This is a genomic window from Flavobacterium sp. KH_001 (assembly GCF_057840745.1).
Map to the genome: position 1 here is coordinate 3445377 of NZ_CM174520.1, position 25655 is coordinate 3471031.

24 protein-coding genes are annotated in these 25655 nt (G+C 35.7%); 14 read left to right on the forward strand and 10 right to left on the reverse strand.

Annotation, left to right across the window (positions count from 1 at the left end):
- Positions 1-165 precede the first annotated feature (165 nt).
- From AC3ITQ_RS14900 to AC3ITQ_RS14910, 3 genes are all read right to left on the reverse strand, one after another.
- Entirely contained in the window at positions 166-1185 is a 1020-nt protein-coding gene (locus AC3ITQ_RS14900; protein WP_489234961.1) for an LLM class flavin-dependent oxidoreductase, read from the reverse strand.
- Between the two features lie 119 nt (positions 1186-1304).
- Entirely contained in the window at positions 1305-1712 is a 408-nt protein-coding gene (locus tag AC3ITQ_RS14905) for a DUF1634 domain-containing protein (RefSeq protein WP_489234962.1), read from the reverse strand.
- Positions 1699-2535, reverse strand: coding sequence for a sulfite exporter TauE/SafE family protein (locus AC3ITQ_RS14910; RefSeq protein ID WP_489234963.1), 837 nt, complete (start codon positions 2533-2535; stop codon positions 1699-1701). Before AC3ITQ_RS14910 ends, AC3ITQ_RS14905 begins: the two co-directional genes overlap by 14 nt.
- 210 nt (positions 2536-2745) lie before the next feature.
- Here AC3ITQ_RS14910 and AC3ITQ_RS14915 point away from each other — a divergent pair, with 210 nt between their 5' ends.
- Positions 2746-3228 (forward strand): TlpA disulfide reductase family protein, encoded by a 483-nt coding sequence (locus AC3ITQ_RS14915; RefSeq protein ID WP_489234964.1) that lies wholly within the window; start codon positions 2746-2748, stop codon positions 3226-3228.
- A gap of 11 nt (positions 3229-3239) precedes the next feature.
- A complete protein-coding gene (locus tag AC3ITQ_RS14920) occupies positions 3240-3851 on the forward strand; it encodes a thioredoxin family protein (protein WP_489234965.1) in 612 nt (203 codons plus the stop codon).
- Positions 3852-3908: 57 nt separating this feature from the next.
- On the opposite strand, the gene AC3ITQ_RS14925 is transcribed toward AC3ITQ_RS14920, so the two are convergent.
- Genes AC3ITQ_RS14925 through AC3ITQ_RS14935 form a run of 3 tightly spaced genes read right to left on the reverse strand, consistent with a single transcriptional unit; the run spans position 3909 to position 5993 of the window.
- Complete coding sequence (locus tag AC3ITQ_RS14925) at positions 3909-4202, reverse strand: DUF3861 domain-containing protein (RefSeq protein WP_489234966.1); 294 nt, start codon at positions 4200-4202, stop codon at positions 3909-3911.
- Between the two features lie 16 nt (positions 4203-4218).
- Positions 4219-4950: a LytR/AlgR family response regulator transcription factor gene (locus AC3ITQ_RS14930; protein WP_489234967.1), complete on the reverse strand. Its 732-nt coding sequence runs from the start codon at positions 4948-4950 to the stop codon at positions 4219-4221.
- Positions 4950-5993: a sensor histidine kinase gene (locus tag AC3ITQ_RS14935; protein WP_489234968.1), complete on the reverse strand. Its 1044-nt coding sequence runs from the start codon at positions 5991-5993 to the stop codon at positions 4950-4952. The genes AC3ITQ_RS14930 and AC3ITQ_RS14935 overlap by 1 nt, the downstream gene beginning before the upstream one ends.
- A 267-nt stretch (positions 5994-6260) precedes the next feature.
- On the opposite strand from AC3ITQ_RS14935, the gene AC3ITQ_RS14940 reads away from it, so the two are divergent.
- The 4 genes from AC3ITQ_RS14940 (at position 6261) to AC3ITQ_RS14955 (ending at position 12830) form a co-directional block, all read left to right on the forward strand.
- A complete protein-coding gene (locus AC3ITQ_RS14940) occupies positions 6261-7427 on the forward strand; it encodes an efflux RND transporter periplasmic adaptor subunit (protein ID WP_489234969.1) in 1167 nt (388 codons plus the stop codon).
- A 7-nt stretch (positions 7428-7434) separates the two neighbouring features.
- Positions 7435-10602, forward strand: a complete 3168-nt coding sequence (locus AC3ITQ_RS14945) for an efflux RND transporter permease subunit (protein ID WP_489234970.1) — start codon at positions 7435-7437, stop codon at positions 10600-10602.
- A 19-nt stretch (positions 10603-10621) separates the two neighbouring features.
- Complete coding sequence (locus AC3ITQ_RS14950; protein ID WP_489234971.1) at positions 10622-12028, forward strand: efflux transporter outer membrane subunit; 1407 nt, start codon at positions 10622-10624, stop codon at positions 12026-12028.
- Positions 12029-12356: 328 nt separating this feature from the next.
- On the forward strand, positions 12357-12830 hold the full coding sequence (locus tag AC3ITQ_RS14955; protein WP_489234972.1) for a hypothetical protein: 474 nt from the start codon (positions 12357-12359) through the stop codon (positions 12828-12830).
- A 68-nt stretch (positions 12831-12898) separates the two neighbouring features.
- Here the strand turns inward: AC3ITQ_RS14955 and AC3ITQ_RS14960 are convergent, their stop codons facing one another.
- Complete coding sequence (locus AC3ITQ_RS14960) at positions 12899-15247, reverse strand: mechanosensitive ion channel family protein (RefSeq protein WP_489234973.1); 2349 nt, start codon at positions 15245-15247, stop codon at positions 12899-12901.
- A 206-nt stretch (positions 15248-15453) separates the two neighbouring features.
- Here AC3ITQ_RS14960 and AC3ITQ_RS14965 point away from each other — a divergent pair, with 206 nt between their 5' ends.
- Positions 15454-17055 carry a Na+/H+ antiporter gene (locus AC3ITQ_RS14965; protein ID WP_489234974.1) on the forward strand — a complete coding sequence of 534 codons (1602 nt, stop codon included), beginning with the start codon at positions 15454-15456 and terminating at the stop codon, positions 17053-17055.
- A 197-nt stretch (positions 17056-17252) separates the two neighbouring features.
- Positions 17253-18290 carry a LacI family DNA-binding transcriptional regulator gene (locus AC3ITQ_RS14970; protein ID WP_489234975.1) on the forward strand — a complete coding sequence of 346 codons (1038 nt, stop codon included), beginning with the start codon at positions 17253-17255 and terminating at the stop codon, positions 18288-18290.
- A gap of 167 nt (positions 18291-18457) precedes the next feature.
- Here AC3ITQ_RS14970 and AC3ITQ_RS14975 read toward each other — a convergent pair whose 3' ends face one another.
- Positions 18458-18712, reverse strand: a complete 255-nt coding sequence (locus AC3ITQ_RS14975) for a hypothetical protein (protein ID WP_375032934.1) — start codon at positions 18710-18712, stop codon at positions 18458-18460.
- Positions 18713-19040: 328 nt separating this feature from the next.
- Here AC3ITQ_RS14975 and AC3ITQ_RS14980 point away from each other — a divergent pair, with 328 nt between their 5' ends.
- The 3 genes from AC3ITQ_RS14980 (at position 19041) to AC3ITQ_RS14990 (ending at position 20986) form a co-directional block, all read left to right on the forward strand.
- Positions 19041-19469, forward strand: a complete 429-nt coding sequence (locus AC3ITQ_RS14980) for an SRPBCC family protein (protein WP_489234976.1) — start codon at positions 19041-19043, stop codon at positions 19467-19469.
- A 1-nt stretch (position 19470) separates the two neighbouring features.
- A complete protein-coding gene (locus AC3ITQ_RS14985; RefSeq protein ID WP_026985355.1) occupies positions 19471-19797 on the forward strand; it encodes a metalloregulator ArsR/SmtB family transcription factor in 327 nt (108 codons plus the stop codon).
- 217 nt (positions 19798-20014) lie between these two features.
- Positions 20015-20986, forward strand: a complete 972-nt coding sequence (locus tag AC3ITQ_RS14990; RefSeq protein WP_194655844.1) for a hydrogen peroxide-inducible genes activator — start codon at positions 20015-20017, stop codon at positions 20984-20986.
- Positions 20987-21144: 158 nt separating this feature from the next.
- Here the strand turns inward: AC3ITQ_RS14990 and AC3ITQ_RS14995 are convergent, their stop codons facing one another.
- Together AC3ITQ_RS14995 and AC3ITQ_RS15000 are read right to left on the reverse strand one after the other, a co-directional pair.
- On the reverse strand, positions 21145-21942 hold the full coding sequence (locus tag AC3ITQ_RS14995) for an alpha/beta hydrolase (protein ID WP_489234977.1): 798 nt from the start codon (positions 21940-21942) through the stop codon (positions 21145-21147).
- Between the two features lie 84 nt (positions 21943-22026).
- Entirely contained in the window at positions 22027-22443 is a 417-nt protein-coding gene (locus AC3ITQ_RS15000) for an OsmC family protein (protein ID WP_489234978.1), read from the reverse strand.
- 562 nt (positions 22444-23005) lie between these two features.
- Between AC3ITQ_RS15000 and metN the strand changes: the two genes are divergently transcribed.
- Genes metN through metQ form a run of 3 tightly spaced genes read left to right on the forward strand, consistent with a single transcriptional unit; the run spans position 23006 to position 25545 of the window.
- Positions 23006-24037, forward strand: coding sequence for a methionine ABC transporter ATP-binding protein MetN (metN, locus tag AC3ITQ_RS15005; protein ID WP_489234979.1), 1032 nt, complete (start codon positions 23006-23008; stop codon positions 24035-24037).
- Positions 24030-24683 carry a methionine ABC transporter permease MetI gene (locus tag AC3ITQ_RS15010; protein WP_489234980.1) on the forward strand — a complete coding sequence of 218 codons (654 nt, stop codon included), beginning with the start codon at positions 24030-24032 and terminating at the stop codon, positions 24681-24683. The genes metN and AC3ITQ_RS15010 overlap by 8 nt, the downstream gene beginning before the upstream one ends.
- A 43-nt stretch (positions 24684-24726) precedes the next feature.
- A complete protein-coding gene (gene metQ / locus AC3ITQ_RS15015) occupies positions 24727-25545 on the forward strand; it encodes a methionine ABC transporter substrate-binding lipoprotein MetQ (RefSeq protein WP_489234981.1) in 819 nt (272 codons plus the stop codon).
- The last annotated feature ends 110 nt before the right edge of the window (positions 25546-25655 follow it).

Genomic DNA, 25655 nt, shown 5'->3' on the forward strand with positions numbered 1-25655 from the left:
GGATGTTTTTGTTTTTAATAGGTTCAAAGGGGCAGAGTGGCAAAGGTTCAAAGGGGCAGAGTGGCAAAGGTTCAAAGGGGCAGAGTGGCAAAGGTTCAAAGGGTTTAGAGTCTGGTTTTTAGTTTCTAAAATCCTTTTAATCAGTGCAATCTGTGCCAAAAAAAATTAACCTTTTTTAATTAGTGGAATCACTTTTGTACCAATCAATTCTATAGCATTCATTAATTGCTTGTGGGTTAGTCCTGCATTGTCCATTTGGAAAGTGAATCGGTCTACGCCGCCAAGGGATTCGCTGTGTCTTAATAATTTCTCTGCAACACGTTCCGGACTTCCTACAATTAAAACACCATCGTCATCAATAAGTCCGTCAAATTTGGCTTTTGTAACCGGCGGCCAACCTCGCTCTAGTCCTAATTTTGTCCAAAGTTCGGCATAACCAGGATAATATTCATCGATGGCTTTTTCTGTTGTACTTCCAACAAAACCTGGCGAATGTAAACCAACTTTTAATTCTTCGGGTTTATAGCCTGCTGCTTTTCCTGCTTCACGATATAAATCAATCAAAGGGCGAAAACGGTGTGTCTGTCCTCCAATAATAGCTACCATTAAAGGTAATCCTAAGCTTCCTGCTCTTACAAAAGATTCCGGAGTTCCGCCAACACCCAGCCAAACAGGTAACTTTTCCTGTAAGGTTCTCGGATAAATTGGAAGATTATTTATGGCAGGACGGAATTTTCCTGACCAGGTTACAAATTCATTGTCCCGAATTTGTAGAAATAATTCTAATTTTTCTTTAAAAAGCGCATCGTAGTCATTCAGATTAAATCCGAAAAGGGGATAAGCTTCAATAGAAGAGCCGCGGCCCACTACAATTTCGGCGCGACCTTTTGAAATTAAATCCAAAGTAGCAAAACTTTGATATACTCTCACTGGATCGGCAGCGCTAAGCACTGAAACAGCACTCGCTAATCGGATGTTTTTAGTTCTCGCAGCCGCAGCACTTAATATCACAACAGTAGCCGAATCTAAAAACTCTTTTTTATGGTGTTCTCCAATTCCAAAAACGTCAAGACCAACCTGATCTGCGAGTTCTATTCTTTGAAGTAATTGTTCCATGGCATCAACACTACTTAAATTGTTGCTGCCGTACATTGCCGAAGCAAAACTGTCTATTCCTATTTCCATAATTTTAGGTTTTTGCCACGAAGGCACGAAGTCACAAAGTTTTTTTGCGTTAGGCATCAGGCAATATGCTTTAAGCTTTTTAAAGCCTATAGCCTAAAGCTTATAGCCTACAGCCTATATTAATGAGAGAACCCAAATGAAACACTGATCAAAATAATCAGGATCACAATCAGTGTAATCACAACATAAAGATAATCTTTCTCCAGAAGGAAAGAAAATAAAGAAAGCAAAACACGAAATACAGGTGTGAGAAAAAGTAAAATGATTCCGAAGAAAATCAGCGATTCTCCTTTTCCCTGAATTACTCCCTGATAAACATCAGCAACTACTTCAAATATGTTTCGGTCATTTTCATGAAATACAGAGTAATTCTCAATATCTGTGCTATGTCCCATCAAATAAACTATTCCACCAATAAAAGCGACTGCTAATGAAATCCAGACACCGTAACGCAATAAATTACCTACTATGTTTTGAAAATCTTTTTCTCCAAATTTTTCCTGCTGCATACTGTTAGATTTTTCCATTTAGTCCGTTATAAATCATATTTACTGCCAAAACAAAAATCAGGCAGGCAAAAAATATTCTGAGTTTTTTAGGGTTTGTTTTCACTAATACTTTGGCTCCGGCCATAGCGCCGAACAAAACACCAATAACAACCGGCATACAAATTCCGGGTTCGATATAACCTTTCTGAATATAAATGACAGAACTCGCCATAGCTGTAACACCCATCATAAAATTGCTGGTTGTAGTTGAAACCTTAAACGGAATTCGCATAATGTTGTCCATTGCAATTACTTTAAAAGCTCCAGAGCCAATTCCGAGTAGCCCAGACATCATTCCGGCAATTCCCATCATGCTGAAACCGCCAATAACGTTTTTTGTTCCGTAACTGATAACTTCGCCATCATGTGACGGATAAGTACCTTGTAATCTTAGTTTTTTTGCTAACGGACTTGATTCTAATACAATATGTTCTTCTTTTTTTCGAAGGGAATTAATAGCTGAGAATATTAAAGTCATACCGAATAAAACAGCTATAAAGGAAGTAGGAGCAATAGTAGAAAGTAAAGCACCGCAAACGGCACCAATTGTAGTGGCGATTTCAAGAAAAATTCCCAAACGCATGTTGGTAATTCCTTCCCGCACATAAGCTGCGGCAGAACCGGAAGAGGTTGCAATTACAGAAACCAAAGCAGCACCAATGGCGTAATGAATGTCAACTCCTAAAATGACAGTTAAAAGCGGAATAATAATGATACCGCCTCCTAAACCTGATAATGAACCAATAAAACCTGCTAAAAAAGCGCCAAGAATCATAATCAGGGTAAACGTAAGTACTGTCATTCGAATCAATTTTGTTTTCGCTAATTTACGAATAGAAATTTGGTAAGGAAATGTTTAGGTGCTTAAAAAGACCTTAAAAAAGCGAAAACGTTTTATCTGGTATAGATTTCAAATACAATAAATTCCTCCATTAAACTTTTATTAACAACTGCGAAAAAACTTATCGTTTATATTTGTAAGGATCAATTCTGAAATAAATCTTTTAATGGTATGATGAAAATTCAAAAAAATGCAGTTTACGCCTTTTTATTTCTGGCTTTTTCATTTTCGGCTTATTGCCAAAATGTAAAGCTGCTAAATATTGACCAGCTGAATGAAAGAGTAAAAAACGGTAAAGACAGTACTTATGTAGTCAACTTTTGGGCAACCTGGTGTGCACCGTGTATTAAAGAATTACCTCATTTTGAAAAGCTTCAGGCCGATTATAAATCAGAGAAAGTGAAAGTTTTGCTGGTAAGTGTTGATTTTAAATCGAAATTAACTTCGGCTGTTGTACCTTTTGTGAAAAGAAAGAACTTAAAAAATGAAGTTTTTTTATTGAATGAAAGCAGTCCACAGGAATATATTGACCGTATTGATCCGTCCTGGTCAGGCAGTATTCCGGCAACGCTATTTATTAAAGGCGATAAACGAAAATTTGTTGAAAGCGAATTTACCTATGAACAATTATTAACTGAATATAAAAAACTGTAAATTATTTAACCATGAAAAAAATAATCCTTTTAGTTATGCTGGCATTTTCTGCCTTTCTTTCTCAGGCGCAAAATGCAACCCTTAAAGCTGGAGATGTTGCACCAGATTTTAAATTGAAAAATGTAGATGGCAAAGAAGTTTCTTTTAACAGCTTTCCAAAAGCAAAAGGTTATATTGTTGTTTTTACCTGCAATACTTGTCCATACGCTATTGGTTATGAGCAAAGAATTATTGATTTGGATAACAAATTCAGACCACAAGGTTATCCGGTAATTGCTATCAACCCAAATGATCCTGAAGCTTCTACAGCAGATACTTTTGATAAAATGCAGGAATTGGCAAAAAACAAAAAATATCCTTTCCCATATTTATTTGATGCAGGACAAAAAATAACGGATGAATACGGAGCAAAACGTACACCGCATCTTTTTATCGTATCAAAAACGGCTAAAGGAAATGTAGTGGAATATGTTGGAGCAATCGACAATGATCCGGAAGGAAACAATCCGCAAAAAATAAAATATGCTGAAGATGTTATTGCGTCATTAAAAAGCAATCAAAAACCAGCGATTACCCAGACAAAAGAAATTGGCTGTACGGTTAAGAGAAAAGCGAAAGCTTAAATTTTTCTTTCATTTATATAAGAAAAACGCTTCAGGTATCTGGAGCGTTTTTTGTTTTTACAAACTTTTCAATTTCTTCATAAACACAGGAAAAACCTCGTTTAATTCATCAAATAAAGGATTTTTACGATACTTCAATTTCATCTCTCCAAATAGTTTCAATCCCAATGCAAATTGTATCGCTTCAGATTCATTGTCAAATAAGTTTTTTGCCTTTATTCTTTCGATGATGTCAAATATTTCATCGTGATTGCCAAATTCTATTCCAAGTTCTTTTGCAGGCTGTGTTTCGCCGTTTGCGTATTCTTTTAAGCTTAATGTTAAGTAATATTTGTTTGATCTTTTTTCCATTTTATTATATGCTAATTTACTTTATCCATTTGTCAACGATTACTTTAAAAGTCTCTTTATATTGTTCGCCGACGGTAATTTCTATTTTATTGATGAAGATTGAATTCTTGCTGATCGCGCTTATTTTTTCAAGCGAAACGATAAACGAACGATTCATTCTCATAAATTTTGAAGAGGGTAATTTCTCTTCCAAAGCTTTCAATGAAATCAAGGACATCAAAGCTTTATCTGAATTTTCGAGATGTACTTTTACGTAATCTTTTAAGCTTTCGATGTATAAAATGTCTTTCAAATTCACTTTAACCCATTGGTATTCTACTTTCAAAAAGATAAAATCATCTTCAGGATTGGTTTGCAGATTTTCATTTGAAGTTTCTTCGGCCAATTGCAATACTTTATTGGCGGCACGTAAAAATTCTTCGTAGCTGAACGGCTTTAAAAGATAATCAACTGCATTCACTCTGTAACCTTCGATGGCGTAATGATTGTAAGCGGTCGTAAAAACAATTTTTGGCAATGATCCCGGCTGTTCCTGTAAAAGTCGTGCCAATTCCATTCCGGTTAAATTGGGCATATTAATATCTAAGAAGACTAAATCCGGCTGTTTTTCCCTGATTACACCCATGGCTTCAACGGCATTGTCACAACTGGAAATTAATTCCAGAAAAGGCGTCTGCTCGATAAAAGTTTCTACCAATTTTAAAGCGAGAGGCTCATCATCAACTGCTATACATTTTAATGTTGTCATTATTCTAAAGTTATTTGCAGTTTTACGTTATACATTCCATTTTCGCCAATTCCGGCTTTCAGGGAATGTTTGTTTGGATAAATTAAATGAAGTCTTCGTTTTGTATTGGTCAGTCCAATACCGCCTTCATTTGTTGTAGAAGATTTCTCGAAATAAGTGTTTTCTACTTCAAAAGTAAGATCACTTCCATTTTGCGAAAGCGAAATATGTATTTCACTTTTATCCGTAGCGTGAATACCATGTTTAAAAGCATTTTCGACCAGAGGTAACAACAACATGGGAACAATTGGATAGTCGTGTATTTTTTCAGGAATGTTTGTGGTAATGGTCAATTTACTATTGGCACGAAGTTTCATCAGGGCAATAAAATCCTTCATGAAATCAGCTTCTTTCAATAACGTGGTTCTTTCTTCTGTACTATAAAGCAGGTAGCGCATCATTCGGCTTAAAGTGTGCAGTGCATTTCTGGAATCTTCGATATTTGTATAAGTCAGCGAATAAATACTGTTAAGCGAATTGAAAAAAAAGTGTGGATTAATCTGTGCTTTCAGCATTGCCAGTTCGGCCATGGTTTTATCCTGTTCTAATTTTTGTTTGTGCTGTGCAGCTTTCTGCCAGTGTTGCAGCATCGCAAAACTGGTGCTGATTCCTAAAACCAATAGGGTTAAACTGAAAACATAGTTGTCAAAATAATCATTTCTATATTTTTTAAAGCCTAAAAGAGCTGCCAGTTGATCACGCAGATCGGTATTGTAATTATATAAATAGGAGACAAGCTGCAGAGCAAAAACGATCCAGAGCGCCCACAGTAAAAACGGTGTTACTTTATCTTTTATGATTGTTTTTGGAACTATAATCAAGGCATTATAATAGAAAATAACGATCAGGAGAAATAAGACAAGAGATTGCCAAAACCAAAAAATGCCCGGAAGATTAATATTCCAGGTAAGCGGTATGTAAAACAGCTGAATGTATCCTAATAATATCCAGGTTAGGATATGGATTACAGGAAACATATAGGGTTTGAAAAAATTAAATGTCATTATACTTTCTGATTTTAAGGACAATATTAGTTTTTATTCTAATATAACAGAAAACCAATCGCTCAAAATGGAATCACAATCCATAAAAACCATTTTACAGCCGACGAGCCTTTATCAAAAATACGGTTTTTTACCGAAACAACTTTTATCGGTTCTCACTGTATATCTATCGATTGTGTCTGGGGCTTCGTCTATTTGAAAAATTTTGTTTGAAGAGTTTTAGTTCTTTTGCTTACTAATAAATTGATAATCTCATATTTCATCAAAATGAATAAGCAATCTTTTTTAAGCATTCTTGCTGCGTCTGTTATCATCGCTTCGTGCGGGAATAAAAATGATCAATCGGCAAAAGCCGGAGCTGCAGCACAAGTAAAAGAATATAAAACGCTGACATTACAGCCACAGTCAGCCACCTTATATACCGATTTCCCGGCAACCATTCAGGGACAGCAAAATATCGAAATTCGCCCAAGGGTTGAAGGTTATATCGATAAGATTTTTGTTGATGAAGGTGCCGTTGTAAAAGTGGGACAGCCTTTATTCAAAATCAGTGCTCCGGAATACGAGCAGGAAGTTAGAACGGCTTCAGCAAGTATTAAAAGCGCACAGGCTTCTGTAAGTGCTGCAAAACTGGCCGTGAATAAAGTAAAACCTTTGGTTGAAAAAGGAATCATCAGTAAATATGATTTAGAATCGGCACAATACAATTACGAATCGGCTATGGCAACTTTAGCGCAGGCAAACGCCGCTTTGGTAAATGCTAAAACCAATTTAGGCTATACAACTGTAACAAGTCCGGTTAATGGCGTTGTAGGTTCTATTCCGTTTCGTTTAGGAAGCTTAGTAAGTTCAAATACCGCAGATCCTTTGACCACAGTTTCAAGCATTGGTAACGTTTACGCGTATTTTGCTTTAAATGAAAAAAAGCTTTTGGATTTTACTCAAAGTACAGCATCTCCGGGAACTACGCTGGCTCAAAAAATAAAAAACATGCCTGAAGTTTCGTTACTTCTTTCAGACGGTACAACGTATCCGGAGAAAGGAAGAGTTGAAACCGTAAACGGATTAATTAATACAGAAACGGGTTCGGTAACTTTTAGAGCACGTTTCGGAAACCCAAAAAGCATCATCAGAAGCGGAAGCAGTACAACAGTTAGAATTCCGAATGAAGTTGTAGAAAAAATACTAATTCCACAAAGTGCCACATTCGAACTTCAGGATAAGGTTTTTGCGGTTACAGTTGGGAAAGACGGGAAAACTAAAAACGTAAATATCACAGTTTTAGAAAATACAGCAGGTAATTATTATGTGGTTACAAGTGGTTTAAAAACAGGTGATCAAATTGTATTAGAGGGAGTAGCTTCATTAAAAGACGGAAGCGAAATTAAATCTCAAAATCAAAGTTCAGAAACGGTATACGCTGACTTAAAATAATAAAAAAATGTTTAAAATATTTATAAAAAGACCAGTTCTTTCGACAGTAATATCTGTTATTATTGTCATTCTGGGTATTTTAGGACTCGTTGAGTTGCCTATTTCTCAATATCCGGATATTGCCCCGCCAACCGTAAACGTTTCAGCAAGTTATACCGGTGCGAATGCCGATGTGGTATTAAAAAGTATCGTAATTCCGTTAGAAGAACAAATTAATGGTGTGGAGAACATGACCTACATGACTTCTTCCGCAACAAATGATGGTAATGCTTCTATCAAAATTTTCTTTAAAGTAGGAACAAATCCAGATTTAGCAGCGGTAAACGTGCAAAACAGAGTTTCGAGAGCTACGAGTTTATTACCGGTAGAGGTAACTCAGGCAGGGGTAACAGTAACAAAGAGTCAGAGTAGTAACTTGTTGATATTTTCTTTGTATAGCGACGATAAAGCATATGATCAGACTTTCCTTCAAAATTATGCTAAGATTAACCTTGTACCGCAAATTCAGCGTGTGGTTGGAGTAGGAGACGTAACGGTTTTTGGTGCAAAAGATTATTCTATGAGAATCTGGCTAAGACCGGACATCATGCAACAATATAAATTGATTCCGAGTGATATTTCGGCTGCTTTGGCCGAACAAAATATCGAAGCTGCTCCAGGTAAATTTGGTGAAAATGGCGATCAGGCTTTTCAATATGTAATTAAATACAAAGGGCGTTTAACAAGCCAAAAGGAATTTGGTGAAATCATCATCAAATCTGTCGGTAACGGACAAATGCTGCGCTTAAAAGATGTTGCCAAAGTTGAATTGGGATCTTTAAGTTATGCGTCAACAATTAAAACAAATGGTGTAGAATCTGCGGCGATGGCAATTAGCCAGACTCCGGGATCAAATGCCCGTGATGTAATCAACAACTCTAAAAAACTGATCGAAGATGCGGCTAAAAACTTCCCGAAAGGAGTTAAATATACCATACTTGTTGACGTTAATGAAAATTTGGATGCTTCTATCGAAAAGGTAATTCATACTTTAATTGAAGCTTTTATATTGGTTTTTATCGTTGTATTTATCTTCCTTCAGGATTTTAGATCGACATTAATTCCGGCGATTGCGGTTCCGGTTGCGATTGTAGGAACATTTTTCTTCCTGAGTTTATTCGGATTTACGATTAACTTACTGACACTTTTTGCGATGGTACTTGCGATTGGTATTGTGGTCGATGATGCGATTGTCGTCGTCGAGGCCGTGCACGCTAAACTGGATCATGGTTATAAATCGTCTAAGAAAGCGACAATCGATGCGATGGATGAAATCTCCGGAGCGATTATTTCGATTACTTTGGTAATGGCAGCGGTATTTATTCCGGTAACGTTTATTAACGGATCTACTGGGGTTTTCTACAAACAATTTGGTATTACGTTAGCAGTTGCTATTATTCTTTCGGCAGTTAACGCCTTGACTTTGAGTCCTGCATTGTGTGCTTTGCTTTTAAAACCGCATGCTGACGATCACAAACATAAAAGTTATCTTCAAAGATTTTACACCTCGTTTAACGTTGCATTTGATAATGTAACCAACAGATACAAACGTTCGGTAAGTTTTCTTTCAGTAAAAAAATGGATTGTATTGGCCGCTATTCTTATTGCCAGTGCAGGATTGTTTTATATGATGAAAACGACACCATCTGCTTTCGTTCCTTCGGAAGATCAGGGAACTGTTTTTGCGAATATCAGTTTGCCGCCATCGGCCTCTATGGAACGTTCTGATGTAATCGCTAAGCAAGTAGACAGTATTGCCAAAACGATTCCGGGAGTTAAAAACACGCTTCGTATTGTGGGACAAAACTTTACAGCCGGAGCCGGAAGTGCTTACAGTATGGTTATCGTAAAATTAGTACCGTGGGATGAACGTGAGTTAAGCGTTAATGATGTAATTGGTCAGCTTTTCGCCAAAACAAGCGGTATTCGTGAAGCTAATATTTTCTTTATTTCGCCACCAACGATTCAGGGATTTGGACAAAGTGGTGGATTCGAATTTCAATTGCAGGATAAAGGAGGTCATTCGACAGCAGAATTCTATAAAGTGAATACTGACTTTTTAGAAAAACTATCCAAACGTCCAGAAATACAATATGCGACAACACCATTTAATCCTGGTTTTCCACAATATATGATGGAAATTAATTTGGCTAAAGCCAAAGATGCAGGAGTTCCCGTAAACTCGATTTTGTCAACCATGCAAGGGTATTATGGAGGTTTGTATGCTTCGAATTTCAATAAATTCGGAAAACAATATCGTGTTATGATACAGGCTTCACCGGAGTTCCGTACCAATACAGAAGGATTAAATAAAATTTTTGTTCGTAACAATGCGGGAACAATGGCACCAATTACAGAGTTTGTAAAAATGACCAGAGTTTTTGGACCGGAATCGATTTCAAGATTTAACTTGTTTACTTCTATTTCGATTACAGGAGCACCAAATCCGGGCTTTAGTTCTGGAGATGCTATTAAGGCAATTCAGGAAGTGGCTGCAGAAAATCTTCCTGCTGGTTATGGCTATGAGTTCTCAGGATTAACGCGTGAGGAATTGGCTTCAGGAAGTGAAACTATTTTCATTTTTATATTGTGTTTGGTGTTTGTTTACTTCTTATTGAGTGCACAATACGAGAGTTATATATTGCCATTTGCGGTGTTGTTCTCCATTCCGTTTGGATTGGCAGGAGCTTATTTATTCTCGATTATTTTCAAATTAAACAGTAATATTTATTTGCAGATTTCCTTAATCATGTTGATTGGATTGCTGGCGAAGAATGGTATTTTGATTGTCGAATTTGCATTAGACCGAAGACGAAAAGGATTGCCAATTGTACAAGCAGCAATTGAAGGAGCCGTGGCGCGTTTACGACCAATTTTGATGACTTCGTTTGCCTTTATTCTCGGACTTGTTCCGTTGATGTTTGCAACAGGAGCAGGAGCTGTCGGAAATAAATCAATCGGAACCGGAGCAGTTGGAGGGATGTTAATCGGAACCATTTTGGGAGTCTTTGTAATTCCGGTATTGTTTATCATTTTCCAGACTTTACAGGAAAAAGTAAGCGGTCCTGCTAAAGATGGTTATGATGATGAAGATGACGATGAAGAAGTACAATTGATAGAAGCTCATAAAGAGTAAATAATTTAATTCAAAAGAAATGACTCATAGTTCAAATAAATATATACTACTGGTAGTGACAGCCGCACTTTTAAGTGCGTGCTCGGTTACCAAAAAGTACGAACGCCCGGAAACGATTTCGACAGAGAAACTGTATCGTGATCAGGCTTCCGCCGATTCGACTACTATTGCGAATATGCCATGGCAAACTGTTTTTAAAGATGAAAAACTGAATGCGCTAATTCAAAAAGGATTAGATCAGAATTTAAATCTGAAAAATGCTATTGAAAATATTGTACAGGCTAATGCTTCTTTAGTTCAAAGTAAATTAGCCTATTATCCGACGCTGAATGTAGATGCTAATGTAACTCGTAACAAACAGTCACAAGCGGGATTGAATTTTCCTGCGGGAATAAACATCAACACGTTGACTACAACTTATAAATTAGGATTAAGTACTTCGTGGGAAGCGGATATCTGGGGAAAATTAAGCAGTTCTAAAAGAGCAGCTTTGGCGACTTATTTAGGTACAGATGCTGCCAGACAAGCGATTCAAACCCAACTGATAGCAGATATTGCCAATAATTATTTTTTATTATTAGCTTATGATAAACAATTGGAAATCACAGAGGAAACCTTAGAAAGCCGAATCAAAAATGTGCAAACCATAAAAGATTTAAAAGAAGGCGCGATTGTTACAGGTGCGGCGGTTGTACAAAGTGAAGCCAACCAACATGCGGCAGAAGTATTGATTCCGGATTTAAAACGCAATATTCGTGAAGTAGAAAATGCAATTCATATTTTATTAGGAGAAGCTCCGGGGCCAATTGACAGAGGGGTTTTAGGAACTCAGGTTATTCCTGAAAATCTGGCGATAGGTTTACCTTCTCAATTATTAGAAAATCGCCCGGATGTCCGTCAGGCGGAATTTAATTTGAGAACGGCTTTCGAAATGACCAATATGGCCAAAACTTATTTTTATCCAAGTTTGACATTAACAGCAAGTGGTGGTTTTTCGAATTTGCAATTGACAGATTTCTTTACTAATTCTGTTTTCTATTCCTTAATTGGCGGATTGACACAGCCATTATTCAATCAGGGAATTAATAAAATGAGACTGACCACAGCACAATCACAACAAGTGCAGGCTTATAATAATTTCCAACAAAGTCTTTTGGTTGCAGGACAGGAAGTTTCGAACGCTTTGTACGCTTATCAAATGGCGGCTGATAAAGAAGATTCAAGAGAAAAACAAATTGAAGCCTTAGAAAAGGCAGTTGATTATACACAACAGCTTTTAGAATACAGTTCGGCTACAAACTATACAGATGTCTTGACATCACAGCAAAATCTTTTAGCGGCACAGTTGAGTGGCGTTAATGATAATTTACAAAAATTACAAGCGGTGGTTGATTTGTACCGCGCTTTAGGCGGAGGCTGGAAATAAATTCTTTATGCCGAAAAGCATTATTGGTCGATAAAATTAGCTGATCGGTATAAAGAATTATGCTGAAGTTGAAGTTGTTATTATTTTTGGAAAGTAATAATAAAAGTCAAAGAAAAAGATCTGAAGTTCCACACAACGATCTCTATTATTAAAAACATGACTAATGAAAAGCGCCTCAGTAATGAGGCGTTTTTTTATACCTCTACATCGGTTAAAAAGTGCTCTCCGTCGATTGGTTTGGTGGTTTTGTATAATGGATGCGATAAACGAAATTATTGGCATTACTTTCGATTACTATTAAATGAAATTAAATTTTAAAACAAAAACGATGAAAAAATTAGTATTCGCCTTAGTGCTTTTTATGAGTATATCTTTTGCTCAGGCACAAGTTTCAATTAATGTAAATATTGGGACTCCTCCAAGCTGGGGACCGGAAGGAAATGACGACAGCAGATATTATTATTTACCTGATATTGATATTTATTATGATGTTGCCCAAAGGCAGTATATTTATGACAATAATGGTCGATGGACCCGTGATAAAAGACTTCCTTCACGATACAGAAATTATGATTTATATGGAGGTTATAAGGTGGTGTTAAACGATTATAAAGGAAACACTCCTTATTCGTATCACAAGAAACACAGAGAAAATTATCCAAAAGGATATCATGGAAAACCTCAGAAAAGCAGAGGAAGTAAACCGGAGAAAAACAAATCAGAACACAAACAGAAACATGAAAACCCTAAAAATTCAAAAGGGAGTTCTAATAAAGATCATAAGTATGATGATCATCATTAATTAAAATGCGATTAACGAAAAACGCCTCAGATTTCTGAGGCGTTTTTTTATACTTTACATTATCAGTTTTAACTTGAAAAAGTCAATCCTTTAGCTTTAAAACTGCTGAATAAAACCTGACGGGCAGAGCTTACTGTTTCTTCCGTACGGTAAATGCTGCACCAGAATTTTACCAGAACTTTATATTTTCCATCAGAAATAGCATTGTAGAAAATTTGTGGTGTTTTGGTTGTGTTTACCAAAGACAAACTTTCCAGCGCCTGCATGATCGTCGCATTAATATCGTCTGGAGTGGTATCACCACTAATGTCTATTGAAACTTCAACCAATTTAAAATTATCGGTATACGTCCAGTTGGTGATGTTTTGCGATAATAAATTTCCATTCGGAATAATGATTTCTGCACCGTTTGGCGCATTGATTTTAGTGGTACGCAATCCCATCGATTTCACTCGTCCAGATTCAGAACTAATTTCGATAACATCCCCAATCTGAATCGGTTTGTCAAAAATCAAGATAATACCCGAAACGAAATTATTAACCACATTCTGAAGTCCAAGTCCAACACCGACTCCTAAAGCTCCTAAAAGAATACTCAGTTTATCCAAAGGCATTCCGGAAGCAGCAACGGCCAAAAGATAACCACCAATCAAAACAATCAGTCTTGTAATGAGCAATTTAGAATGTTGCCTTTTGTTGACATTTTCTTCGTTTTCATCGTCAATTTCTCCAAAGAAATAAGCAACATATTTTTGTAATAAATGGGCAATCCAGATGATGATAAAAAACAAAACAATGTTTCCTAAGGTAAAAGTTATGCTTCCAATATTGTTTGGACGGCTTAGTAACTCTCCTAAAGAAGTTCGAAGTGATTGCCAAATATTTAAATTCGAGGCAATTACTACCACCCACATATAACCAATTACCAAAACAAAAGGCTTTTTGAGTGTATTGGATAAACTTTCGTGATCAAAAATCTTTTCAATTCCACGTTTAACCCTGGTGGTATATATCTGTAGAAGAATGATTTCTAAGATTATTTTCAATAGCACACTAAGCGCTACTATTTGTGTAAGCGAAATGAAAGCAGTCAGGCTCAGCATGTTCGAAAGTGAAACCCTTCCGAAAAGATTATAAAGTATAGACAAACCATTAAAACCGATGAAAATTATACTTGCCCATTTGAAAAATCCCTGAATGTACAATTGCTCTTTGAGCGTTTTGATTTGCACCAGACCATAGCGTATTCCTAAAACATTTATGGCAATGAAAGCACAGCGTTGAAAGAATCCAACTTCAATAAAAAGATCCAGAAAACAAAGCGTGAAGAATAATCCCAATAGAAAGAGCCAGTTTTTCATCGCTACTTTTGACCATTGATTTTTGAAAAGAATAGTCAAAATTCCGAGTAAAAGCATTTGAAGTAATTCTATAAACAAAGCCGGTGCAAACAAATTGCTCACAACAGCAATATTAAGCCCTATTACAGCAACCGGAATAAGAAACCCTCTGTTTAAATATTTGAAATTAAATAAGGAAAGGTTTTCTGAATGTCCATTTGTTCTGAGGTATTTTAAATTACGCGAAACATACCAGACGACAAGTCCCATGAAAAAGAGCAGGGTAATAAGTCCGCCAGTACGATAACTTAAATAATAAGCAGCAACTTTTTCCTCAATCACTATTTTGACACCAATGTTTTGTGCCACTGTTTTTTTGGGGATAGAGTCGTTAATACTCCATAAAAAAGGATATTCTTTATGCAGCATGCTAATTCCGGACTTTTCAAGCTTACCTTCGACAACCAGTAAGGCGTTCGAAACAGCTATTTTTCGTTGTACAGTAATTCTTTTTTTCTTGTTTAGAATTCCCTGATTTTTCGTCATCAGGCTATCTGTACTTCGGTATTTTTTTCTTAGGTTGGCAAATTCTTTTTTGAAATGCTTGCGACGGATGGTATCTTTTAAGAGTGCCATCAGATTTTTGTCTTTTCGCAGCTCTATAAATCGGCCTTTTATCTTTTCCAGATTTTCATTGCGCAAATTGATAGCCTTATTCTGTTCTTCCAGCTGCTGCTGAATTTCTTCCAGGACGGTTTGATACATTTGCTGGTTACGCACATTTGGATTGGCACCTTTCAAACTTGCCAGAATCAGGTCAAGTTTGCTTTGTGTTCTTTTAATTTCTCCAAATAAATGATGAGAAGCACTATCAAAATCGGCATCATTATAAGCTGATTCCATCATTTCATTGGCCTTTTCAATAGCCATAAGATACTCACTGTCTGTGGTGGCTTCTTCAAATAATTTGGAACGTTTTTCCTTTTTAACAGTGTCGGCTTGCGAATAGGAGAGTGGTGCATAAAATAATGCAAGAACTAGGGCTAATAAACAAAGAGAATTTCTTTTTTGAGACATAATGGAAGTAATGAATTTAGGGTTTCCAAATTTAATTGTTTTTAAGACACTTTAATAGAAAATATCGAAATATTCTGATGCCAGACAAGTAAAAGTGTTTTGAATTTTGTGTCGGATTATTTACTGTTTATTACATTCATAATCGCATAAAATATTATATTAGTTCCCTAATTTCGTATAATCCAAAAACCTATAAACAGCAGTAAATGGAAAATATCACAGTAATTATTATGTTACTATTTGGCGTTGCTTTTCTTAGTCTGATCAGTAAAAGATACAATTTTCCAATTCCAATTGTTTTGGTACTTTGCGGTGTTGTTATTAGTATTGTTCCCGGGCTTCCGGTTATTGCCCTGAATCCTGAAGTTGTTTTTATTATTTTTTTGCCTCCGCTATTATATCACGCTGCCTGGTATACGAGCTGGTTTGAATTTAAAAAAACAATTCGGCCAATAACGATGGCAGCTGTTGGTTTAGTTTTATTTACCACGATAGCAGTTGCTCTAGCAGCACATTGGCTTATAGAAGATATGTCCTGGCCTTTGGCTTTTTTACTAGGCGCTATTATTTCACCTCCAGATGCGGTTTCGGCTACTTCAATAACAAAAGGTCTGGGTCTTCATCCTCGTCTTATTGCGATACTCGAAGGCGAAAGTCTGCTTAATGACGCTAGTGGATTAGTAGCTTATAAATATGCATTGGCAGCAATTCTGGCTGGAAATTTTGTGCTTTGGGAGGCTGGTTTAAATTTCTTTATCATGTCAACACTTGGTATTGCCATTGGTTTAGTGGTAGGTTTTGTAATGAGCATTGTTCATAAAAAATTTGTTTGCGATGATATAATAGAAGCGACATTAACGCTCTTAACCCCTTTTGCTTCTTATTTAATTGCAGAGCATTTCGAATGTTCCGGTGTACTTGCCGTTGTAACAACCGGACTTTATCTTTCGGCACGATCAGGCAGTATTTTTACACATGAAAGCCGTATTATGGCCGTAACCATCTGGAGTATTTTGACTAATATTTTAAATGGTCTTATCTTTATATTGATTGGTTTACAGCTTCGTCATATTATCATTGGAATCAGTAATTATTCTGGCAGTTCTTTGTTGCTATGGGGAGCGAGTATTAGTGCAGTTGTTATTGTAGTACGTTTTCTATGGGTAATTCCGTCAACATTGTTGCAGAAGTACTTAAGCAGTAAAAATAAACAGAAAGAAGAATTTGATTATCGAAACATGATCATTTTTGGGTGGTCGGGAATGCGGGGCGTAGTTTCGATGGCAGCCGCTTTGGCATTGCCCTTAATGATGAATGAAAAAGAGGCGTTTCCTTTGCGTAATCTTATTATTTATCTGGTTTTTTGTGTTATTCTTTCGACATTGGTCATTCAGGGATTAACACTTCCGTGGCTGATCAAAAAATTAAAAATTCAGCCTTATTCTATTATAGCCGAAGAATACGAGATCAGGAATGTTATTGTTTCTGAGACAATTGCCCATATTGAAGATAACTTTTCATTGCTTAATGACGATTTACTTCATAACATTAAAAGTAAATATGAAGTTAAGTTTAATCGTTTGCAGAAAACAGAACTTCCGGCTAATTTTTTCGGGAATGGTAATGTAATGGGAGGAGAGATTTTTAATGAGTTTACTAAACTTCAAATAGATTTGCTGAATATTGAGCGCGCAAAACTGGAAGTAATGCACAAACAAGGATCAGTGAATGAAGAAATTTTTCGAAAAATAGAAAAAGAACTTGATCTGGAAGAAACACGTTTATGGATGGAAATGTATGAGGATTGACAATTAGACAATTAGATAATTGGATAATTGGATAATTCGATAATTGGAATGCTGAATGTTGAAATGTTGAAATGCTGAATGTTGGATTTTTGCATCAATAGATTTTAATATTGGATAGTCGTCAAAATGGAAGCTTAATTTAGAGAAGATATAATGTTGTAAAATAACTTATATTTACATCTCTTATTATCTATTTTATGGAAGAAAATAAACACGTAACTATATATGATATTGCTGAGAAGTTAAATTTAGCAACCTCAACAATTTCAAGGGCTTTAAAAGATCATCATTCAATAAGTGATAAGACGATCAGGAAAGTTAAAAAGGCCGCAAAAGAAATGGGTTTTGTGCCCAATACTCTTGCAGCAGGTTTGCGTGGAAACAAGACAAAAACAATAGGTGTTCTGATACCAACAGTTACACAGCCTTTTTTGTCATCATTAATTAGTGGTATCGAAATTACGGCTCAAAAATCGGACTATTCGGTAATTATCATGCAATCGCATGACTCGTATCACGACGAAGTTAATATGGCAAAATCCTTATACAGCAACCGTGTAAGCGGTGTTATTTGTTCGCTTGCGATGGAAACCAGAGATACTTCGCATTTTCAGCAATTTTCAAATAACAATATTCCATTGGTTTTTGTAGACAGGGTTCCTAAGGACTACAATACTTTCAGAGTTGTAATTGACAATTATTCTGCAGGTTATAAAGCGACAAAACATCTTATAGAACAAGGTTGCCTCCGCATTGCGCATTTAACAGCGGGCTCAGAATTTGGTAATTTATATAACGAAAGGAAAAGAGGTTATGTTGAAGCCTTGAGAGACCACAATTTGCCGGTTGATGAAGAATTAATTATTGATTTGAAAGCCGTTACTTATGAAGAAGGAGTAAAGGCAAGCAATAAATTGTTTGACATAAAACCACTTCCTGACGGCGTTTTTGCTTCAGGAGATATCATTGCGGTCAGTGCGGTGCAAACAGCCAAGAAAAGAGGTATAAAAGTACCGGAAGATATTGCCATTATAGGTTTTAATAATGACCCTATTTCTCAAATTATTGATCCAAATTTATCAACTATAACGCATCCTGCTGAAAAAATGGGAAAAGCGGCTGCAGATATTATTATTAAGAATCTGAAGTCGGCGAAAAATGAAGATGTACAGGAAATCGCTTTCTTAAATACGGAAGTACTTGTACGTGAATCTTCCAGAAGAAAAGAATCTTAAGCCTTATTGAATAATAAGTTTTAGTTCTGGAATCAAAATTCATAAAATTTAACGGCATTTTCTAATATATTAAACTCCTTTCAATTTTAATTTAAAGGAGTTTTTTTATGATTTAAGAACAACCGATTGCTGTACTTTTTTGTTTGTGGTGAAAGTTAATTCAGCGCTCAAATTGAATTTGAAAAAATACTTTCTATCATGTATTTGACATGGACAATAAAAACATCTGTGTCTTTAATCTGTTGTTTGATTAATGAATCATAATCCGTTAGGTTAAACTGTTGGATCATGTCTTTTTTTAGATATTTTATAATGGATTCAATACTGCGAGTATCATTGTCCTGCTGTTTTTTAAATTCTCGCTGTTTGCTTTCCAAATATTGCAAACTCTTTTTTAATCTCTGAATTTCAGTCTTTTCCAAACTTTTACGGCTTTTATAAAATTTAACGAAATAAAACGATAACCCGGAAGGTCATTAAACTCAATATGCTCCAAAAACTTCTCCATTTGAATTTAAGCCATTCCAGAGTATCGTATATTGATACATACGTACAATTTGAGATTTTGGTTTTGCTAAAAATTATAAAATTTTTTAAAAATGTTATAAAATTCCCATGTTTTTGTTTTAAAGAACTGACAATAGGTTGTTTATGTTTTTTTCTAAACAGAACATTGTTATCTTTTTTTTGAAAATAATTGCGTAACTCAAAAGTTACTTATATGTTTGTGTAACTTAAAAGTTACTTATTATGAAAAGAAGCATCAAACATCAGTATTTTTTTGCTCATTCCCCTGAAAAGGCTTGGCAATACCTGACAGACTCAGACTTAATGGCTCTTTGGTTAATGAAAAATAATTTTAAACCAATAGTGGGAACCGATTTTCAATTTAGAATCAACCCGATTCCGGATTTAGATTTCGATGGCACTTTTTATTGTAGCGTTTTGGAAATTGAGCCATACAAAAAATTATCCTATTCCTGGAAAAGTGGGCCAGGGGATGAGAAGATCACACTTGAATCAGTTGTAATTTGGAAACTCGAGCCCACAGAAAAAGGCACACAAGTTTATCTGGAACATAACGGATTTGACAAAGACGAAAACCTTGATTTTTTCAATGGTTTAAATCATGGCTGGCTAGAGAAATTCGAAAAAATAAACAATTTATTAAACGCATAACATGGCAACACCAGCTCTTGACGTATTTCAGGTCATCGGAGACCCAAGCAGAAGGAAAATGCTTTCCCTGCTATGCGAAGATCGGCTAACAATCAATTCGCTCGCTGATCATTTCGACATGAGCCGTCCGGCGGTTTCTAAGCATGTGAAAATCTTGTACAATGCAGGTTTTATCTCCATAGAAGACAGTGGTCGTGAACGGTATTGTAGTCTCAAAAAAGACGGTTTCGATGAACTAAAAACCTGGATTTCTTTCTTTGATGCATTCTGGGGATCAAAATTGAAAAAACTGGATTCTTTAATGGGGGAGGATAAATTGTCTAACTAACGGAAATTTGAGCAGCTTTGAGATTTAACCGCAAAGCGCACAAAGATCTACGCAAAGTTCGCAAAGTTATATTCACAAAGCTTTGTGAACTTTGTGTTTTTACAAAGCCGTCCACATCAAAAAAACTTAGCGTACTTTGTGGTAAAATTTTTTATTCTTCACAGTTTTATAATTAAAATTGATATTTTTCTATCTTTATAAAATAAAATTATAATAAATGACGATCCAGCAATTAAAATATATTGTAGCCTTAGACGAAGAACGTCATTTTGCAAGAGCCGCCGAAGTGTGTATGGTAACCCAACCCGGATTAACAATTCAGCTAAAGAATCTGGAAGAGGAAATCGGAATAAAGATTTTTGATCGGAATAAAGTACCTTTGACACCAACTATATTAGGAACCGAAATTATCAATCGTGCGAAAAAAATTCTCCGTGAGGCGGATGAAATTCGGGATTTTGTAGTGAATGAAAAAAACCTGTTGGAAGGGGAGATCAAAGTGGGTATCATTTCAACTTTATCGCCTTATTTGATTCCGTTGTTTATTAAAGCCATGAAAGAGGCTACTCCAAAAGTACATTTCATTATAAGAGAATCCAATACCGGACAATTGATGAAAGATGTAGAAACGGGAACAATTGATGTCGCAATTATGGCGACCCCAACCGGAAATCCGAATTTAATTGAACATCCCATTTTTAAAGAACCTTTTGTGGCGTATTTGAATGAGTCCCATCCCATGGCGAAAGAAGCGTTTTATGAAATGCAGCCCGGAGATAAAACCGAATTATTGTTATTACATCACGAGTTTTGCTATAATGCACAATTACTGGATATCTGCGGTTTAAAATCCTCAGATAAAATAAAAGAGCAGTTTACTTACGATATCAGTTCGATTGAAACCTTAAAAAACTTAGTCAGAGCACATTTAGGATTTGCGATTATTCCGCAGCTTTCTATTTTGAACGACGCACCATCCGGACTTTTTAAACCTTTCACGGAACCCATTCCAGTAAGAGAAATCAGTCTGGTAGTTTCAGATTCATTTTCGAAGAAATTAATATTGGAGAAAATGAACGAAGCGATCTGGAATTCCCTTCCGGATTCCCTCAAAAAAGACTTCGCCTATCGAAAAATTCGTTGGAACGATTCGCCTTATTTTGTGAAAGCGGTGAGTAAGTTTATGTAATTTTAAACACATAGAAACATAGTTTTCCTTTGTCGAGAAAGGCGTTTCACTTGCTTGAAAACACATAGCTATGTGTCTTGAAACAAGTGAAACGCCTTTTTGCAGTATAAAAATCTATGTTTCTATGTGTTTAAATACTTAGATCAAAGCTGAAACAATTATTGCTTTTTCGATGCCTCAATAATCACATTAGCAACTTTTGCTGGTTGAGAAATAAAAACAACATGGCTTCCTTTTATTTCAGTGATTTTGGTATTTGAACGTTTGTACATCGCACGTTGAATATCTGGTGTGATACTTTTGTCTTCTGTTGCTACAATTCCGTAAGAAGGTTTATCTCTCCAGGCTGCTTTTGTAATAGGTGTTCCAAAACCTTCTGCGTGGAAAGCACCTTGAGAAGCATACATAAAATCAGCTTGTTCTTTGCTTAAATCACCTGCAAAACCAGCATGAAATTTAGCTTTGTCATAATAAGCGATTCCTTTATCATCTGGAGCTAATACACCATTTTCAGGAGCAGGAGGCGCAGTTTGTAACCATTGAATAGAGTTTTCTCCATTATCAGGTTGTAAAGCTGCTACGTAAACTAATGCTGCTACTTTTGGGTGATTTCCAGCTTCTGTAATTACAGTTCCGCCCCAAGAATGTCCAACCAAAATGGTTGGTCCGTCTTGTCTGTCTAAAGCTAAGTTAGTTGCAGCAACATCATCTGCTAAAGAGCTTAACGGATTTTGAACAATAGTTACGTTATATCCTTTTTTAGTTAAAATTTGGTATAACCCCTGCCATCCTGAACCATCTGCGAAGGCACCGTGTACCAATACAACGTTTTTAATTTGTGGAGCAGCAGTTTTGGATTGTGCGTTACCATTTACAGTTGTAAATACTAAACTTAAGATTAAAGCGGTGAACAAGAAGTAAGATTTCAATTGTTCTTTTATAGATAGTGTTTTCATATTTATAAATTTTAGATTGTTGATTTTAGATTTTAGATTATCTGATATTAATATTGATATTGATTTTTGAAATTGAAATTGAAATTAGTTCAACGTTACAGCTAAAGTAATTTCAGTGTTTAATAATTTTGAAATTGGACAAATTTCTTTTGCTTTTTGAGCTGCCAATTGAAAATCTTCTTCTGAGATTCCAGGTACTTTTCCAGTCAATTCCAATTGAATTAAAGTAATGGTTCCGTCTTCGAAAGTAACTTTTGCCACAGTATCTAAATCTTCCGGAACAAAACCAGCTTCAGATAATAAAAAGCTTAATTGCATGGTGAAACAGCCTGAATGTGCCGCTGCGATTAATTCTTCAGGGTTGGTTCCTACTCCTTGTTCAAAACGGGTTTTGAAAGATAATTGTGCTTCGTTCAAAGTTGTGCTTTGTGTACTGATAGTTCCTTTACCTTCCATTCCAGTACCTTTCCAATTTGCGTTTGCTCTTCTTGTAAATTTCATGATTTCTATTTTTTTAAGTTGTTTTAATTATTTAAAATCAATTGTTTGATTTTGATGAGACAAATTTATGGCGGGTTTGCTTATTAATCAAATTAATAATTTTTTAGTATTATTAAAATAATTTATAATGATTGGGTTTAGTGTTCTTAGAGAAGGAAAGTAGCTTTAAGAAATTTTTGAGGAGTGAATAGATAATAAGAATAAAGAACATAGAACATAGAACATAGAACATAGAACATAGAACATAGAGTATAGAATATAGAATATCGGATAACAACACATAATCCATAATCCATAACTCATAAAATGAATTAATCTACTATTTTGATAGGTTAATAAAAGTTTTGATGATTTATGAGGTGAAATTGAAAATTACTCTTTAAATTTGCAACCGCAATGAGAAATAATAGCCACAATATGAAGAATTATTATAACAGCAACAAAATGATGTGCTGGGATACTGCAATGATTGTATGGGCTTCTATATAAAATAATACTATTTTTTCGAAAAGCCTTTCATGACTAATTTGAAAGGCTTTTTTGTTTTAAACTAAATTAAAGAATGATTGAATTAAAAAACGTCAGTAAAACTTTTCATCAGAAAGACCGAATTGTTTCGGCGCTATCGGATGTCTCGCTAAAGGTTCCGCCAGGGAAAATTTTTGGTGTAATCGGAACTTCGGGAGCTGGGAAAAGTACCTTAATCAGATGCGTTAATTTACTGGAAAGACCAACTTCAGGAGAAATTATTGTAGATGGAAAATCCCTGATACAATTATCAAACGCGCAGCTTGCTATTGAAAGAAGGCAAATCGGAATGATTTTTCAGCATTTTAATTTACTTTCCTCGAGAACAGTCTTTGAAAATGTTGCTTTTCCTTTGGAATTAGCTGGAACATCAAAAGCAACAATTAAGGAAAGAGTTTTAGAATTGCTTCAATTGGTTGGTTTAAGCGAAAAAGCAAATGATTATCCGGCAAGTCTTTCGGGTGGACAAAAACAAAGAGTTGCGATTGCCAGAACATTGGCCAATAATCCAAAAGTATTATTGTGTGACGAAGCAACAAGCGCACTGGATCCTGCAACCACAAGATCTATTCTGAATTTACTGAAAGACATCAATCGCCGACTTAACATCACTATTTTATTGATTACACACCAGATGGAAGTGGTTAAATCAATTTGTGATGAAGTAGCCGTAATTAGTCACGGAAAACTGATAGAGCAGGGAAGTGTCGGCGAAATTTTTGCCGATCCCAAACATGAACTGACAAGGGAATTTATTGCTTCTTCTTTGCATCTCGATATTCCTGCCGTTTATCTGGAAAGATTACAAAAGGAAGATGGCGAAAATTTAAATCCGCTATTAAGACTTGAAATGACAGGAAAATCAGTGAATGAACCTGTAATTTCAGAAGTTTCGAGATTGTTTGACACTAATTTTAAAATTATTAGTGCCCAAATGGATCAGGCCGGTGAAGTTAATTTTGGAATTATGTTGATCGAGTTATCCGGTAAACGCGAAAACTACAAAGCTGCAATCGAATATTTTATATCAAAACATATTAAAACAGAAATCATAGGTTATGTCTGAATCCATTATTGAATTATTATTAAAAGGAACCTGGGAAACGATCATCATGACATTTTTGTCCGGATTTTTCGGCTTCCTGCTAGGACTTCCAACAGGTATTTTGCTTTTCCTTACCCGAAAAAATCAAATATTAGAACAGCCTGTTTTAAATAGAGTGTTATCTGTTTTGGTGAATATTTTCCGTTCTATTCCTTTCATTATCTTAATTGTCTGGATGATTCCGTTTACTCGCGCGATTGTGGGAACATCCATTGGTGTTAGTGCGGCATTGGTTCCGTTAAGTATTGGGGCAGCGCCCTTTATTGCACGATTGGTAGAGAATAGTCTTTTAGGTTTGCCATCAGGATTAATTGAAGCCGCAAGAGCTTTAGGTGCAACCCCTTTTCAAATAGTATATAAAGTATTATTGTCGGAAGCGTTGCCTTCTTTGATCAATGCAGCCTCTATCACTTTAATTACTCTTGTGGGATATTCTGCAATGGGCGGAGCAGTAGGAGCGGGCGGTTTAGGACAAGTGGGCTATCAGTACGGTTATATTGGTTATGATGCGGTAACGATGAATTCGGTATTGGCTTTATTGGTGATTCTGGTATTCCTTATCCAGTTTGCCGGTGATACTTTATCAAAACGATTTGACCACAGATAATTGCCAATTAAAAATTAGAATTAAAAATTAAAAAATATTAAAGATGAATACGAAATTAAATTTCTTTAAAACAGCCGGAATTATAGCCTTATCACTTGTTTTATCAAATTGTGGAGAAAACAAAAAGAACGATCCGCATCATATTAAAGTCGGAGTTGCTTCCGGACCAGAATTAAAAGTAGCAGAGGCGGCTAAAAAAGTTGCGAAAGAAAAATTCGGCCTTGAGGTGGAACTGGTTTCGTTTAATGATTATGTAATTCCCAACGAAGCGTTGAGTCAGGGCGATATTGATGCCAATGCTTTTCAGCACAAACCTTATTTGGATGAGCAGTCTAAACAACGCGGTTATAAATTGGCCATTATCGGAAAAACATTTGTGTATCCGATTGCGGCTTATTCTAAAAAGATAAAAAGCCTTTCCGAATTTAAAAACGAAAGCACGATCATTATTCCAAATGATCCAACAAACGGAGGCCGTTCGTTATTGCTTTTAGAAAAAAACGGTTTATTAAAATTGCGCTCTGGAGTTGGTTTGTTGCCTAAAGTAACAGACATTGTAAGTAATCCTAAAAATCTAAAAATATTAGAATTAGAAGCGCCTCAGTTGCCTCGTGCTTTAGACGATCAAAATGTTTCGATTGCTATTATCAACAACACTTTTGCTTCTCAGGCAGGTTTAGTTCCGGCGCGTGATGCCTTGTTTGTAGAAGATAAAGATTCTCCATACGTAAATCTGGTGGTAAGCCGTGAAGACAATAAAAATGAAGAAAAGGTAAAACAGTTTCTTCAGGCATTCCAATCTGCAGAAGTAGAGCAGGCAGCGGTTCGTGAATTTAAAGGTGGGGCTGTGAAGGGCTGGTAGTTGTGGGTAAAATGTTAGAATAAAAAAACTCCGTAAAATCCTTTTAGGATTTTACGGAGTTTTGAAGTTTTAAAATGTTGCTTTTATAGTTGAAATTGTGTTGTTATAAA